Here is a 15,479-nt window from a genome sequence, read left to right as displayed (position 1 = left end):
CGAATGGCAACAGTAAACCTTTATTTTTTTAACCATTTAAACTTTAATAATTATGGCTTTACAGTATGTAGTAACAAAACGTGTGTTCGGTTTTGACAAGGACAAAAACGAAAAGTATGTAGCAAAATCGGTTCGTTCCGGTAAGGTGAATTTTGCAAAGATGTGTCGCAAGGTGAGTCAGCTTTGTGGTGTCCATCGTAAGGTGGTGGATTTGGTGGTCAGTGGTCTGGTAGATAAGATGGCTGAAGATATTGACGACGGAAAGAGTGTTCAGTTGGGTGAATTCGGTATTTTCAGTCCTACTATCCGTGCCAAGAGTGCGGATGATGAGAAAGATGTTTCGTCCAAGTCAATCGTTCAAAGAAAGATTATTTTTTATCCGGGAAAAATCTTTAAGGATACGTTGGAAGATATGAGTATCACCCGTCGTGTGGAGATTGAAACGGATTATACGGATGGAAGTAGTAACGGTGGTAATAATGGTGGCAATCCTGATTCCGGCGATGATGGTAAGGGAGATAACGGGGAAGCACCGGATCCGGCTGCATAATTTAGTTAGTTTTGTCTTAAAAGTGGCTTTAGAGTAGTAGTGATGCACAGAGAATCGATTTATGATCGGTGATCTGTGCATCTTTTATTGTATATATGTCAGTAAAGCATTTCTTAAAAGAATAAATGCGAACATTAAAACAATTTGATTTGTTATTTATGATAGTTACATGCATAGTATAGCTTTATTCTGTCATTATGATATAAAACATCTTTTTAAATAGGCTTATTAAGGCGTTTTGTTGACTATATGTCAAAATAATCCGTTATATTTGTATATGTGAAGTTAACCGAAGAAAAAATCACTTATTATTGGCTATGATGAAAAAGGAAATTAAATTCAGTCTTGTTTATCGGGACATGTGGCAATCTTCCGGTAAATATCAACCTCGGGTTGATCAGCTTGTCCGTATCGCTCCTTTGATTATTGAGATGGGCTGTTTTGCCAGAGTTGAAACGAATGGCGGTGCTTTTGAGCAAGTGAATCTGTTGTACGGCGAAAATCCTAATAAAGCCGTCCGTGCTTTTACTGCGCCTTTTAAAGAAGCGGGTATTCAAACGCATATGCTCGATCGCGGATTGAATGCGTTGCGCATGTACCCGGTTCCGGCAGATGTGCGTAAACTGATGTATAAAGTCAAGCATGCGCAAGGAGTGGATATCACCCGTATCTTCTGTGGACTGAATGAGACGAGAAACATCATTCCTTCTATTAAATATGCTTTGGAAGCAGGTATGATTCCGCAGGCAACTCTTTGTATCACGTATTCTCCGGTGCATACCGTTGAGTATTATGCCCGAATTGCCGATCAGCTGATTGAGGCCGGTGCACCTGAAATTTGTTTGAAAGACATGGCAGGTATCGGTCGCCCGGGTATGTTGGGGCAATTGGTCAGGACTATCAAGGAGAAACATCCGGATATATTGATTCAATATCATGGTCATAGTGGGCCGGGATTGTCTATGGCTTCTATCCTTGAGGTTTGCGAGAATGGTGCGGATATCATTGATGTAGCTATGGAGCCGATGTCTTGGGGCAAAGTGCATCCGGACGTAATCTCGGTACAGGCAATGTTGAAAGATTTAGGTTTTCAGGTTCCGGATATTAATATGAAAGCATATATGAAGGCTCGTGCGATGACGCAGGAATTCATTGATGACTTTCTGGGTTACTTCATGGATCCTACCAACAAATATATGTCTTCGCTTTTATTGAAATGTGGTTTGCCGGGTGGTATGATGGGTTCCATGATGGCAGACTTGAAAGGAGTGCATTCCGGTATCAATATGATATTAAAGAGTAAGAACGAACCAGAACTTAGTCTTGACGATTTGCTGGTAATGCTTTTCGACGAAGTGGAATATGTGTGGCCTAAGTTGGGTTATCCTCCTTTGGTGACTCCTTTCAGCCAGTATGTGAAAAATGTTGCATTAATGAATCTTATGCAGCAGGTAAAAGGGGAAGAACGTTGGACAATGATAGATAACCATACTTGGGATATGATTCTGGGTAAGAGTGGACGTCTGCCGGGTACGCTTGCTCCGGAGATTATAGAATTGGCGAAGTCTAAAGGATATGAGTTTGTCGATACTGATCCGCAGTTGAATTATCCGGATGCTTTGGATGATTATCGCAAGGAAATGGATGAGAATGGTTGGGAGTATGGAGAGGATGACGAAGAACTTTTTGAACTGGCTATGCACGATCGTCAGTATCGCGATTATAAGTCGGGTGTTGCCAAGAAACGTTTTGAGGATGAATTACAACATGCTAAGGATGCATCTATGGCAAAGAGTGGTTATTCCGAGGAAGATATCAAGAAGTTGAAACGCGCCAAGGCAGACCCGGTCATTGCTCCTGATAACGGGCAGGTACTTTGGGAAGTTTCCGTAGAGGGTCCATCCATTGCTCCTTTCATCGGACGTAAATATCAGCATGACGAAGTCTTTTGTTATCTTTCTACTCCATGGGGAGAATATGAAAAGATTCTGACTGGATTTACCGGACGTGTGGTGGAAATATGTGCACAACAAGGCGCTACCGTACGTAAGGGAGATGTTATCGGTTATATTCTGCGGAGCGATATCTTTGCGTGAGACTTCTTATAAGAGTTAGGGTATAGAGGTTACCCAATAAAAAAACGGGCTGCAATCTTTTACGAAGTTGCAGCCTTTTTTTCGTATATATTCAATGCAGAACGTTTATGAGCACCTTTATCTGTTCGAACTCGATGACCGGTATGTTCTGCTATTTTAAACCTTGATGAGATTTCTCTAGGCGTATAATCACTATAAGAGCACTTTATTTTCTAAAAGCTCTATACGTTTATATAACATGTCAAGGAGCCGACTGTTTGCTTTTATTAGCTCACGAAGATCATCTGCCGCTTCGATATGCACGCTACTACAGTCTTTAGCGACTCCAATATTAGTTCCGATAGTACCGGAATTATTGACATACACATTCCCGTCTATTTTATTAAATAGTTCTAATGCAGACATATTTAGTACCTCTGCTATTTTATTCAGCCTGGTTAACGTGAGGTCAGTTTCACCATATTCAATCTTACAATAGGCACTTGTTGATAAGTTCAACTTTTCTCCCATTTGTTCTTGTGTAAGATTCTTTTCCATACGAAGCATTTGCAGCCGATGTCCTACTATCTTCTTTAAATCTGTTTCCATGTATCTTGTTATTGGGAAGCAATTTATTATTGGACAAATGTAACAATTTTAGTGGATATAACAAATGCTATTTTATACTTATTCGAGAGAACTGTGGAAAATGCGATGGTGCAAATAGCTTGGAGACGGGAAAACGACCTCGTTTTATTGAACATACCACTCTTTTCCCTTTTCTCATTGATATTTGGAGATAACTATTCGTTTAACGGATGGTTGTAGTAAATATTGTGTATACAATACACCTTAATGTGTGCTTAACTTTGCAGTCAGAGAAAACACAATCATTCATAACAGTAAATCATTATTGAAAAAAGAACATTCTATATTGTATTAAAAGAGCGAAATATTGCACTAAAAAACAAACATAGCATTAATAATAAATAATAAACAGACATGAAGAAGATTTTACTATTGTTCTCTATTTGCCTAATTCCAATGTTAGGCTATGCACAAACCGATGAAAACGGTAAAGAAAGAGTCTATATTGATTATTTCTCTCGTCCTGGTACTATCAGTAATATTTTGGCGGAAGCATTGCGTAATAAAGTAATAGAAGGTATCCAGAAGATGGATCGTGTAGAACTTATTGATGTTGATTCTAATGAAGCATTGAAGACTGAAGCGAAAAGACGCCAAGAGGCTTCTGCTATGGGAGATGCCGTTTGCAGAAGCGAGGTCATGACGACGTTAGGCGCCCAATATCTTATTCAGGGAAATATTACCAGTATGCAGGGAGTTAAAAAAACAGATAGTAAAGGGAAGACCTATTATCAGGGGAGTGTTTCTTACACGTTGAAAATAGTAGACCCTTCTAACGGTACACTCAAAGGAACCCAGACATTCACTCACGAGGGGCTGACCGGGAATATTGGCGATACTCCTGATGAAGCAATCATTAAGACTTTGGATTATGTAGTAATAAGCATGGACGATTTTGTTGACGAGTATTTCAAAATGAAAGGAACGATTGTACAGATTGAGAGTACCAAAAAAGATAAAGCACAAACTGTATATATCGATCTTGGAACTAAGAGAGGGGTACAAAAAGGCCAGAAATTTATCGTTTACATAGAGATGGATATTGCCGGAGAACTGTCATTGAAAGAAGTCGGACGCTTGAATGTGAAAGAAGTATTGAGCGGAACGCGTTCTTTATGTACCGTGAGCAAAGGCGGTGAGGAGATAATGAAAGCATCGAAAGAAGAAAAGAAATTGATTATTCTTTCTCGAAAAAATACCTTTTTAGGCGGACTTGGACTATGATGAAGTTACGAATACTGCTTTTGAACCTGCTAGTTGTATACACTATTCATTTCATGGCACAGGAGTCATACTCCAATGACGTAACTTGTGTGAAGGCAGATGATAACATAGCCGTTATCACCGCTTCCGGAACAGCCGAAAAAAAGAAAGATGTATATAATATGGCATTGAAGTCGATCTTTAATGCTATATTTCTCAACGGCATTGACGGAGTGGAAAACGGACAGCCGCTCGTCGGGAAAGAAGATTCTTACTATATGAATCAGTTTTTCAGTTCACGTTATATGCTCTTTGTGAAGAACTATGAAACGGTAGGAGATCCGGTACGACAATCTTCCAAGCTATACAATGGTACAGTAACGGCTCAAATCTTATTAGGTGCGCTTAAAAAAGACTTGATACGGAACAAATTGATGACGAGACCCCAGGAAGAAATGTCGATGGAGGAAACCCGGCAACAAATTGCTTTGCCGACAATCATGGTAGTCCCCTATAAAAGCAATGACCGAAGCTCATACGCTGATATTCTGAAGAATGATTTTGATCTTCGTATAGCCGTAAGTACGGTAAAGGAGGGATTTGTTAAGCTTGGCGTGAAGACAGTGGCTGCCGAGGGAAAACAGTCAGGAACTTTGCGTGCTTCCGAATGGGAAAGTAAGAATGCTGATTCCAATGATAAGCAGTTGTTGATGAATTCGGGAGCGGACGTCTATGTGATTGTTGATTTACAAAAAGACATATCTGCAGCTTCGGGAAGTAGAGTCTCATTGATTATGACTGCTCGTGAAACGGCTACCGGAGTAGATTTGGCTAGCCGGAAAAGCTGGACGAACCGCTTTAGGACGACGGACGTGGATAAGTTATGCGCATACGCGGCACAAGATGTTCTGGATGGTTTTCTGAAAGATATCTCGAAAGAGTTTGCCCGGAAAGTTCAACAGGGGAATACGGTTGTTCTTCGGGTTAGTCTCGCAGATAATGCTATCAATACGATGAATAGTCGGATAAACGGTAGTACTACTCTTTCGGCGCATATACGCAATTGGGTACGAAAAAATGCCCAGGGAGGACGCTACCATATTCAAGGTGCTGTGGACGATAGTCTGATATTTGATTCGATACAGATTCCTGCAAAGGACAGCGACGGCTTGCCGATGGATTGCATCACGTTTGCGGATAATCTGGTTAATTATCTGAATGATTCTGGAATAGATAGTGAACATAGAGTGGATGGAAGTACCATCTATTTGACTATTCAATAAATCAAGGACGTATGAAACATTGGCTTTTATTTATTCTTGTGATTTCATGGTTTTGCTTTCCGCTTTCCGGTCAACAAACGAACCGTCCTGACTGGGTGAAACAGCATCCTGTTAGTGGTTTAAGTTACATCGGAATAGGAATGGCTGAAATATCGGGAGGGGATTATCAGCAAAAGGCAAAGCAAAACGCTTTGTCTGACCTTGTATCTGAAATTCAAGTGGTGATTGCCGCCAATTCTTTGTTGAATACGTTGGAGGACGATGGTAATGTGAAACAAACCTTCGCAGAAAGTATTCGTACAGAAGCTCGGGCGGAAATAGAGAACTTTCGTCTGGTGGATTCCTGGCGAAGTGACAATGAGTATTGGGTTTATTATGAACTGAATAAGGATGATTATGCGGCCTTGGTGGAAGCACGTCGTCAGAAGGCAATCCGTAACGGATTCGATTTTTGGTATAAGGGACACATTACTTTACAACAGGGAGATTTAATGACTGCCATTGAATTATTCTCAAATGGGATGGAGGCTATACGCCCGGTGCTTAATCAGGAGTTGTTCTGCTCTTACGAAGGAAAGACAATTAATTTGGCGACTGAACTATATGCGGCTTTGGCTGGAGTATTTGATGGAATAACGATTGTTCTGAATCCCGCAACCGTTTCAGTCACGCCGTTTCAAGGTATAAGGGAGCCTATTGCTATAGGTGTTTACCGTAATGGAAATCCGTTAAGGAATATCCGGTTGAAAGCCGAGTTTGTTTCCGGGTCGGGAGATTTGTCTTCCATGTCTCCCACCGACGAATCGGGAGTTGCCGCTCTTTATGTGCGCAATATTACTTCTAAACAGGCACAGCAGGAAATTGGAATTTCATTAATTGATGATGTGTTCAGCTTGTTCCGGAAGGGAAGTTATGCAGCTTTATTCAAACAAATGCTTTCTTCTCTTCCCGGAGCAACGTTGACTGTCAACACGGCGCAGACACAGACTTCTGCTTATGTTAGAAGTGCGCAGAGCGATGTAGAGGCGGTGGAACGAACTGTGAAGAGTTTGCTGAACAATCATTTCTTTAACGTAGTTGCATCTTCTTCTGAAGCCGACATTATCGTTACATTGGATAATAAGTGTCGTAAAGGCAATACCGTTCCGGGTGAACTGTACAACTTCATCGAATTCTTTTCTACGTTGGGGATTAAAATAGAAAATAACCGGACGGGGCAAACCATGTTGAATTATTCTATTAATGATGAACGGACATTAGTACCTGAAAATAAGTCCGCTTCTCAAGGCAAGAATATGGCGGCGCGTGAATTGATAAAACGGCTGAACCGGGAGTTTGCACGTGAATTGAAGAAAATAACATTCGACAGAACCGGAAAGATTCCGGAAAGACAGAAGATGTTGCCGGATGTTCCTGTTCCGGTAGTCGGTCCTTCCGTACCGGAAAAAGAAGCTGATCCGGTTATATCTGTCCCTGTTGTGGTGCCGGAAGTTATTCCTGCTCCTTTGGTTCCGGTTAAGTCCGCCAAACCAGAGAATCAAAAGGCAATTCGGGTTGAATGGTTGGATGGTGTCTTTGTTGAATTTGACAAACTTGCAACTTTGGGAGACAAATCGAGGATACATCTTAAGATTGTGAATACAAATGCTGACGATTGCGAAGTGGACTTATATAGTGGAAATCTGACGGTTATAAACGAAAAAGGTGAAGAATCTCCGATTGTCAGTCTCAAACTGGGGTCTAAGTTCAATGACCGCAGAGTCACTGCGCTCATTGTGCCTGATCTGCCTACGGAGATGGTTATTGAGGTAAGTAAGTTGCAATCTGTGGCACTGCTGCAATTGAAGGATTTCAAAAATAATATAGTGAAGTTGAGAGGCTTGAAATGAATCATATATTAACATTAAAAAAGACTTGAAATGAAAAGAATTAATTTATTGGGAACAGCATTGCTAACCATTGTTGTTATGACAAGTTGCGGTAGTTCAAAACCTGTAACACAAACAGTGCAGCAACCGGCAGTGCAACAGGACGTAGAAATTAATGTTCCTTGTTCGGGACCGGAATTTCAAACGAACAAAGAGTATTTTAGAGCTAGTTCGATGGGACTTTCTACGGATATGTCTATTGCAAAGAAAAAAGCGATGACGGAGGCCCGGGCTGAAATTGCTACTGCTATCAATGCAAAAGTGAAATCGGTAACCGATAGTTATGTTTCCTCTTATCAGCAAGGTGAAAATGATGAAAGCAAAAGTCGTTATCAATCATTGACCCGTACGGTAGTGGAACAGGAATTGAGCGGTACGCGTGTAATTTGTGAAAAAACCATGAAGACTCCTGATGGTAAATACAAAGTATATGTCTCTCTTGAACTGGCAGGAGAGGAAATCATGAATGCTATGGCAAATCGTATTAAGAATGATGACAAATTGCGCATTGACTTTGAATATGAAAAGTTCAAAAAGGTATTTGAAGAAGAAATGAGTAAAAACGCCCAATAAGCAGCTTGTTTAAAACATTGCGGATAGTAATGATCTCTTTAATAACTACCCAACTATTTGAAGATTGAATGATGAAGCTTAATTTGTCGGATATAAGATATAATTGGGTAGTTATTTTTATTATCCAGTTGCTTTTGTCTCCCGGTATTGATGTGTTTTCACAGGCAATGCCTGTTGATACAGTTTATAACCAATCTTATGACTGGAGACCGGGACAGCGGGAGACTTTGCCGGAATGGGTGTTTGCTTCTCAACGGAAAGGCCGGGTAGTTGGTATATCTGATCCTTGTATGAAATCCGAAGCTGCAAGGATGCTTGCTTTGCAAAGAGCGGCTTATCTGTATTCATTGCAGCAAGGGGTACAATTGAGACTTCTCTCGGACGTTTTTTCCACCATGGAGACTGCCAGTAATACATACGAAGACCAAAGAAACAAAATGCTTGTACTGGGAGTGATCGAACATCCCGTTCAACATGTTTCCTACCGGATTGAGCATGAATATACTTCTATATTTGGAGAGAAATTTCTGGAGGTATCTTTTACTCCATCGAATGATAGTTGCGATTTTTCTTATCATTCCATTAGTGAGTTGATGCTTTTGTTTACGAAAGAAAGGGTTGAGGAAGAAGAGGTGAAATTCAATTTATTGTTGGAATCGGATAGTTGTAGGGAGCAATCAGACCAGTCATGGTTTCAGCTTAAGGGAACACAGTCATCTCCTCAAATAATTTCATATTTGAACGGAGTTGAAATTTGTTCTTCACAAGAAGGCTGTTGGTATGAAGATGCCGGTTCCGGAGGTCAGGACGGATTGGAGAAGATGGATATGAGGAATGCCTTTTGGAATGCCTATATGTCTTCTTTAGTGAAGGCGCTGTTGTTATATCCGTTTTCTGATGTAAATGTCAAGCAGGTGGACGATCGTTTTAATGGTGGCACTGATTCCGGTTGTGGTTTGTATCGGGAGAAGGTTGTCGCCGTCTTGTCCATTTTCCCCTTTATCAAAGATATACGGAATAATAAGCTGTGTGTAGATTGGCAGATAACAGAACAACAAAATATAATAAGGAAATGAGGAAAAATAGGATACGAATACTATCTATGGTAGTTTTTTCATTGTGTTTGCCGTTTAGTCTTTTTGCGCAAATAGATAAAGACATGAAGGAGTTTGACGATTTTGTGAAGCAGCAGCAAAAAGAGTTTGATGATTTTGTGAGCGAACAGAATAAGGAATTTGCCGAATTCCTGAAAGAAACCTGGAAAGAGTATGATTTGCAGAAGCCGGTGGTACGTCCTCAAAAACCAGAGCCTGTAAAACCGGTCAGCTTTGACCATAAGAAGCCGGTAACAAAACCGCAAGAGGTTAAAGTAGGGGAGGTGACCCGACTCCCCATTCCGACAGTGACTCCAAGTGCGACATTTTCTCCTTCAAAAGGGAAAACACCGGTTCCGGTTATACCGGGAGGTAAAGATGTGGCTGTAGAACCGGAAAAGGATTCTGCGGTGCTCCCTGAAATAAAACCGGAAGTGAAGCCTGAAGAAACCGTTCCGGCCAAACGCTCACTTTCCGGTGTAGAGTTTTCGTTCTACAGTAAAGATTGTGTTGTCAATGCTTCATTGAAGAACCGGCTCACTTTAAAAGGGATTGCAGAGAAAGATATTTCTGCCGGATGGGAGACGTTATCGCGTAGCAACTATCAGCCTTTGATAGACGACTGTCTGGCTTTTAAAAAGGATAATGTCCTGAATGACTATGGTTATCTGCTGTTGACGAGGAAAGTTGCTACTGAACTATGTGGAAGTACTCATTCCGATGAAATAGCTCTTATGCAAATGTTTCTCCTTTCTCAATCGGGATATAGGGTTAAGGTGGCGCGTATGGATAACCGCCTTACTTTATTCTATGCTTCGGGTAACATGATTTATGCTACCTGTTTTATTACTTTGAATGGAGTAAACTATTACAGGTTTGATACTACCCCGGATAAAACTAATTCTATTTACACTTACAACCGTGATTTCGCCAATGCGAAGAACCCGGTAAATATGAATATCACTACTCCTCAATCCTTTTCAGGAACTTACGTGGAGAAAACATTGCAAGCGAAAGCTTATCCATCCGTCAAAGTCTGTTCGAAAGTAAATTCGGGACTTATTTCCTTCTATAAGGATTATCCGCAATGTGACTTTTCTGTTTATGTGGGAGCTCCTGTCAGTCAGGAAGTGCAACAGACGGTGCTTCCATCATTGCAAGCTGCCATACAAGGGAAAAAACAATCGGAAGCTGCTAATATACTGATTAATTTCGTGCAGACAGCTTTTGATTATAAGACAGATGGTGACCAGTTTGGTTATGAAAAGCCTTTCTTTGTGGATGAGCTGTTCTACTATCCTTATTCCGATTGCGAAGACCGTGCTGTGTTATACTCTTATTTGGTACGTACTCTTATGGGGCTTGATGTTGTATTGTTGGAATATCCCAATCACATGGCAACAGCGGTCTGTTTTGATGAAAACATTGACGGAGATTATATAACTGTAAGCGGAAAGAAGTACATAATTTGTGATCCGACTTATATTGGAGCTTCTATCGGGCTTGCTATGCCGCAATTTAAGAACGTGGCAGCCAAGGTGTTGAAATATTAATTTTATTATATTATGAAGAATATTAAAAAGTATTTGTGTGCCATTGTAATGATGGTTATTTCGATGACTGCATTTGCGCAGGAAGATGTTTTTAGCGGTGACTGGCTAGGAGCAAATAAAGAAGGCGATTTAAAGGTTGCGTTCACATTGAATTGTGATGGTAATTGGCAATTGAATCCTTATAATGAGAATGCCAGATGCAATGGATTTATGGAAGTGAATATGCTGGAACCCGGTGGAAGGGAATCTTTGATGGCAACTTATGAGTTTTACGTCGAGAGTATGAACGGGAATGAACTGACTCTTTCTTTTGTAGGTGGACGTCCGGAGGTTGATGCCGGGATTTCCGGTCAATGCAAAGTCGTTTATAGGGATGATAAGTTGTCGTTTACCGGACTTGATAAAGGCGGAAAAGATGCTGCCTTTAATGGATTGACACTTGTAAAAAGCGGTAGTGGAGCTGATGCAATAGCTGATGCTGCGGCGGATGACGGAGTTCCTTTGGGAGTAAAGATATTGGCTGTTCTCCAACTGATTTTGTATATTGCCGTTGTTTTATTTATTGTGGGGCATATGTTTTTTGTATGGTATAAGGGCGCACGTTATAAAGAGGTTTTTACGGTAGAAGGAATGTTGAATAAACGCCTTGCAGCCGGAATGCCGGAGAAAATGACGGATGAAGAGATAACGGAGGCGTGGAAGCTGATGGATGAGGCATTTGCTACTTGGACGGTGATTGAAAAAACAGATGATGATGAATTCAGAAAGCCGACAAAGATGAAGCAAATTAAGAAATCTGTTCTTTTGATTGATCAGGTTATCGGTATGTGTCCTACTGATGCTGATGTCATAGAACGCTTAAATTCATTGACTGATGTGATTAATAGTGGTGAAGAACGTCATTTTGATGGTTCCAAGAAATTAATCTGGTTAGGTGTCATTGTGGGTATCTTGATGTATTGGATGATGGGAGTCGGTATGATGTTTTCTACTTTAATAGCTACCGGTTTGTATGTGGTAGCGAGCAGGACGCCTCAATTCTTAATTGATAAGCGGGCACTTCGTGGCGGTGGAAATATTCATAATGGTATTTTTGCCGGAGTGTTCGGGTTATTGGCAGGAGCGCAGACAGTGCGGACAATATACAAGTTTAATGATGGTCATAAAGAATATTCTGATGATCATTCACAACATTGGATTGCTTTGGCAATCGGACTTGTCGTTTTGTTTGTATTGGCAATGATGATGGCGTTCTGGGCACTTCTGAACTATTTACGTAATTATGTTCTGTACTTTTGATGGATAAAACTAACATGGTTGTTAATAATGGATTCGGCAGCATAATTAGGCTATTTATGTTTTGAAGTAGAATTTAGAGTAGTAGGTGTACAGGGGATCGATGAAAATTCGATGACCTGTGCATCTTTTTTTAATTAGTGATACTATAAAATATGATTAAGAACTTGCTAATTCCAATATAAATTTTAACATTTGCATTATAACAATAGTGTCAATTGAAAACAAAAGATGAAATAATCGCTATTCTCCGGAATTTTAAGGAAGAATTTGGGGAGAGATATGGAATTGAAAAGTTGGGACTTTTTGGTTCTGTGGCTCGTGGTGAGCAGAAAGAGGATAGTGATATTGATATTTGTGTAAAGCTTCAAGATCCGGATTATTTTACTCGAATGGAAATAAAAGAGTCATTAGAAGAGCGTTTTAATGCAAAAGTGGATGTCGTGTCTTTAACCGCAATTATGCGTAGTTTATTTCGCAATCATATAGAGAAAGATGCAATCTATATCTAATTTTTATTATGCAAAACGGTAGTCTTTAGGTACCACTCCCATCCGCTTTGTAAACTCCTTATAGAAATGTGATCTATTCATAAACCCACTTTGATACATGATTTCTTTAATGAAATTTTTGGGTGGGGATAAAATATCTCGTAGAAAATTCCTGGCGACTCCCGATCATAGTTATTTTCCGATTTGTATAGAGGCGATGAAGCTTGGTATCCATGTGTATGTGGAAAAGCCGCTTGTCAGAACTTCCTATGAATGTGAACTGTTTGCAGGCGGAACAGAAGTACGGTGTTATCACGCAGATGAGTTACCAAGGACATTTTTTCTGTTTATTATTGACCTTAAACTCTCAAAACTTGCAAAATCGTTTCAATCGTTTCACAGAATCTTTCATGTCTTGATTTTTGTTCTAAAAGTATGATTCGGTTTGTTTTCTAACTTCTATATTTGTCATCAGAAACGAACGACAATGAAACATGGTATCTATATATTGACTATTCTTATGGCTTTATTAAGCCTTCCAGAAAGTGGGTATGCTTCGATTCCATTTTTCGCTGTTGCGAATGATACAATCCGGCGGGTGGTGATATATTTTGATGCGAATGAAGCGAAAGTGGATCTTAGTTATAAAAGTAATAATCAGGTAATTACAATTTTAGATTCTTTGCTTCTCGGAAACTTGAATACGAAATATATAACAGCGCTGAATGTGGAAACTTTTGTTTCTCCTGATGGTGATGAATCTTATAATAGAAGTTTGGCTGCTCGGAGAAATGATTCGATAAAGGAATTCTTACAACGGTATAATTCGGATGTTAGTGTTGATAAGATTCATTTTTTTTCAGAGGGAGAGGATTGGTCGGAGTTTCGTAAGTTGGTGGCATCCGACTCCAACTTGCCAGATCGGGAAGAAGTGCTGATATTGATTGATTATCATAAGAATGATGTCAATAAACGAAAGCAACTGTTGCGAAAATTGAATCGGGGAATTGCTTACCGATACATTGTTCACAATATCTTTCCAGAGCTGCGGCGATCGGTCATTACGATTGTTGGAGAAACTTCGAAATTAGGTAAAGAGGCTTTTGAACCGGTATCTTCTGTCTCCGGGTTGTTTGTTTCAAAGCAGGAAGAGGCGCTTCCGAAAGATCAACCTGATAAGCCTGTGGGAGAAAGTGAAAAAAAACAGGCCTGTGAGGTCGATATATCGGAGGCAGAAGGGCCGGTGAAAAGCCAAACTGTACTTGCAGTGAAGAATAATCTGTTATATGATTTGGCATTGGCGCCAAATATAGAAGTGGAAATTCCGATAGGCAAGAGGTGGTCTTTGAATACTGAATATAAATGTCCGTGGTGGCTGAATGGCAAACATGATTTCTGCTATCAGCTTCTTTCGGGAGGGATGGAAGGACGTTGTTGGCTGGGAAACCGTCAGAAACGTGACCGATTGACCGGACATTTTATCGGACTTTATGCTGAAGGTGGGATATATGACTTCCAGCTGCGTGGAGACGGCTATCAAGGTAAGTATTACGGAGTTGCGGGAGTGACTTATGGATATGCACGGCAGTTGGCACGGCATTTTTCTCTTGAATTCAGTCTTGGCATAGGGTATTTGACAACAGAATATAAAAAATATACTCCTTATGAGGGAGATATTATATGGACAAATAGTGGACGTTATAACTTTATTGGCCCTACCAAGGCGAAAGTTTCTTTGGTATGGTTGATAACAACAAAGAAATAGGAGGGCGTAATGCGAAATACAAGATATGGGTTTCTTGTGCTTTTGTCCTCGCTGCTGATGCTAACTGGATGTAGCCGTCGCGATATATTGGATGATTATCCCGTAAGTGGGGTAGATATAAAGCTGGATTGGGATGGAGTGACAGATCAACTGCCGGAGGGAGTTCGGGTGATTTTTTATCCGAAGAACGGGGATGGCAGGAAAGTAGATAAGTACCTTTCGGTACGAGGCGGAGAAATGAAAGTTCCTCCGGGACGGTATTCGGTAGTAGTCTACAACTATAACACGGAATCTATACGAATCAGGGGTGAAGAGTCCTATGAAACGATAGAAGCCTACACGGGAAACTGCAATGGTTTAGGGATTGAAGGAACGGAAAAGATGGTTTGGTCACCGGATTCATTGTATGTGTTGAATATAGATGAGCTGAAAATAGAGAAGAGTGAAGAAGTGCTTCGCTTAGACTGGAAGTTGGAATCTGTGGTGAAAAAATATTCTTTTGCAGTAGAGGCTAAAGGTTTGGAGTATGTTGCAACAGTGGTAGGAAGCATTGATGGATTATCCGATTGTTACTGTATAGGCAAAGGTCGTGGAGTGTGTAGCTCACAACCTATCTACTTTGAGGTAAAGAAGGGAGATAATAAGGTAACGGCATTTTTCACCGCTTTCAAACAAGTAAAGGAAATGACAATGCCGACGCGAATGTCAACATCAGAGAGAGAAACTTCTAGTGAGAAAGGTGCTATAATATTAATATTGAAATTTATCAAAACAGATAATACAGTTCAGGAAGCAACAATTGATGTTACTGAAATAATAGGTACACTTGAAAATGCTGGAACAGGGGAAGATGGAAAGCCAACCCCACCACCGGAGATTGAGTTACCGCCTGATGATAAGATTGAGGTTGATAAGCCGGAAACACCACCGAATCCTGATGGAGGTGGAGGAATGGGCGGCAATGTTGATGGATGGGGACCCGAAGATAATGTTGAGTTACCCGTGAATTGAAATAGATGC

14 protein-coding genes are annotated in these 15,479 nt (G+C 40.5%); 12 read left to right on the top strand and 2 right to left on the bottom strand.

The genetic code is table 11. The features are described from left to right. Positions 1-52 precede the first annotated feature (52 nt). Both Bovatus_RS15070 and Bovatus_RS15065 read left to right on the top strand, forming a co-directional pair. Positions 53-550, top strand: coding sequence for an HU family DNA-binding protein (locus tag Bovatus_RS15070; protein WP_004298507.1), 498 nt, complete (start codon positions 53-55; stop codon positions 548-550). A 320-nt stretch (positions 551-870) separates the two neighbouring features. Next, positions 871-2,646 carry an oxaloacetate decarboxylase gene (locus Bovatus_RS15065; protein WP_052587937.1) on the top strand — a complete coding sequence of 592 codons (1,776 nt, stop codon included), beginning with the start codon at positions 871-873 and terminating at the stop codon, positions 2,644-2,646. A 192-nt stretch (positions 2,647-2,838) separates the two neighbouring features. Here the strand turns inward: Bovatus_RS15065 and Bovatus_RS15060 are convergent, their stop codons facing one another. Further along, on the bottom strand, positions 2,839-3,234 hold the full coding sequence (locus tag Bovatus_RS15060; protein ID WP_004298505.1) for a helix-turn-helix domain-containing protein: 396 nt from the start codon (positions 3,232-3,234) through the stop codon (positions 2,839-2,841). 393 nt (positions 3,235-3,627) lie between these two features. Here Bovatus_RS15060 and Bovatus_RS15055 point away from each other — a divergent pair, with 393 nt between their 5' ends. The 8 genes from Bovatus_RS15055 to Bovatus_RS15020 all read left to right on the top strand — a co-directional run bounded on the left by Bovatus_RS15055 (position 3,628) and on the right by Bovatus_RS15020 (position 12,715). Next, positions 3,628-4,497 (top strand): hypothetical protein, encoded by an 870-nt coding sequence (locus Bovatus_RS15055; RefSeq protein WP_004298503.1) that lies wholly within the window; start codon positions 3,628-3,630, stop codon positions 4,495-4,497. Beyond that, positions 4,494-5,759: a DUF6175 family protein gene (locus Bovatus_RS15050; protein ID WP_004298502.1), complete on the top strand. Its 1,266-nt coding sequence runs from the start codon at positions 4,494-4,496 to the stop codon at positions 5,757-5,759. Before Bovatus_RS15055 ends, Bovatus_RS15050 begins: the two co-directional genes overlap by 4 nt. Positions 5,760-5,770: 11 nt before the next feature. Continuing rightward, on the top strand, positions 5,771-7,648 hold the full coding sequence (locus Bovatus_RS15045; RefSeq protein ID WP_004298501.1) for an LPP20 family lipoprotein: 1,878 nt from the start codon (positions 5,771-5,773) through the stop codon (positions 7,646-7,648). 30 nt (positions 7,649-7,678) lie between these two features. Next, a complete protein-coding gene (locus Bovatus_RS15040; protein WP_004298500.1) occupies positions 7,679-8,260 on the top strand; it encodes an LPP20 family lipoprotein in 582 nt (193 codons plus the stop codon). A 68-nt stretch (positions 8,261-8,328) separates the two neighbouring features. Beyond that, complete coding sequence (locus Bovatus_RS15035) at positions 8,329-9,336, top strand: hypothetical protein (RefSeq protein ID WP_004298499.1); 1,008 nt, start codon at positions 8,329-8,331, stop codon at positions 9,334-9,336. Further along, positions 9,333-10,907, top strand: a complete 1,575-nt coding sequence (locus Bovatus_RS15030) for a hypothetical protein (protein WP_004298498.1) — start codon at positions 9,333-9,335, stop codon at positions 10,905-10,907. Before Bovatus_RS15035 ends, Bovatus_RS15030 begins: the two co-directional genes overlap by 4 nt. A gap of 12 nt (positions 10,908-10,919) precedes the next feature. Beyond that, entirely contained in the window at positions 10,920-12,206 is a 1,287-nt protein-coding gene (locus Bovatus_RS15025) for a hypothetical protein (RefSeq protein ID WP_004298497.1), read from the top strand. A gap of 215 nt (positions 12,207-12,421) precedes the next feature. Further along, the gene (locus Bovatus_RS15020) at positions 12,422-12,715 is read left to right on the top strand and encodes a nucleotidyltransferase family protein (RefSeq protein WP_004298496.1); all 294 of its coding nucleotides are present in this window, start codon (positions 12,422-12,424) and stop codon (positions 12,713-12,715) included. Between the two features lie 6 nt (positions 12,716-12,721). On the opposite strand, the gene Bovatus_RS25895 is transcribed toward Bovatus_RS15020, so the two are convergent. Next, positions 12,722-12,796, bottom strand: coding sequence for a hypothetical protein (locus Bovatus_RS25895; protein WP_373166616.1), 75 nt, complete (start codon positions 12,794-12,796; stop codon positions 12,722-12,724). A 385-nt stretch (positions 12,797-13,181) separates the two neighbouring features. Between Bovatus_RS25895 and Bovatus_RS15010 the strand changes: the two genes are divergently transcribed. Continuing rightward, positions 13,182-14,459: a DUF3575 domain-containing protein gene (locus Bovatus_RS15010; RefSeq protein ID WP_004298494.1), complete on the top strand. Its 1,278-nt coding sequence runs from the start codon at positions 13,182-13,184 to the stop codon at positions 14,457-14,459. A gap of 9 nt (positions 14,460-14,468) precedes the next feature. Next, positions 14,469-15,470 carry a DUF5119 domain-containing protein gene (locus tag Bovatus_RS15005; protein WP_224440835.1) on the top strand — a complete coding sequence of 334 codons (1,002 nt, stop codon included), beginning with the start codon at positions 14,469-14,471 and terminating at the stop codon, positions 15,468-15,470. Positions 15,471-15,479 lie beyond the last annotated feature (9 nt).

Origin of the sequence: Bacteroides ovatus (assembly GCF_001314995.1) — a bacterium.
In the GTDB taxonomy this organism is placed as follows: Bacteria; Bacteroidota; Bacteroidia; order Bacteroidales; family Bacteroidaceae; genus Bacteroides; species Bacteroides ovatus.
The sequence above is the reverse complement of the archived record's forward strand: the minus strand, read 5'-3'. Positions and strand labels throughout refer to the sequence as shown.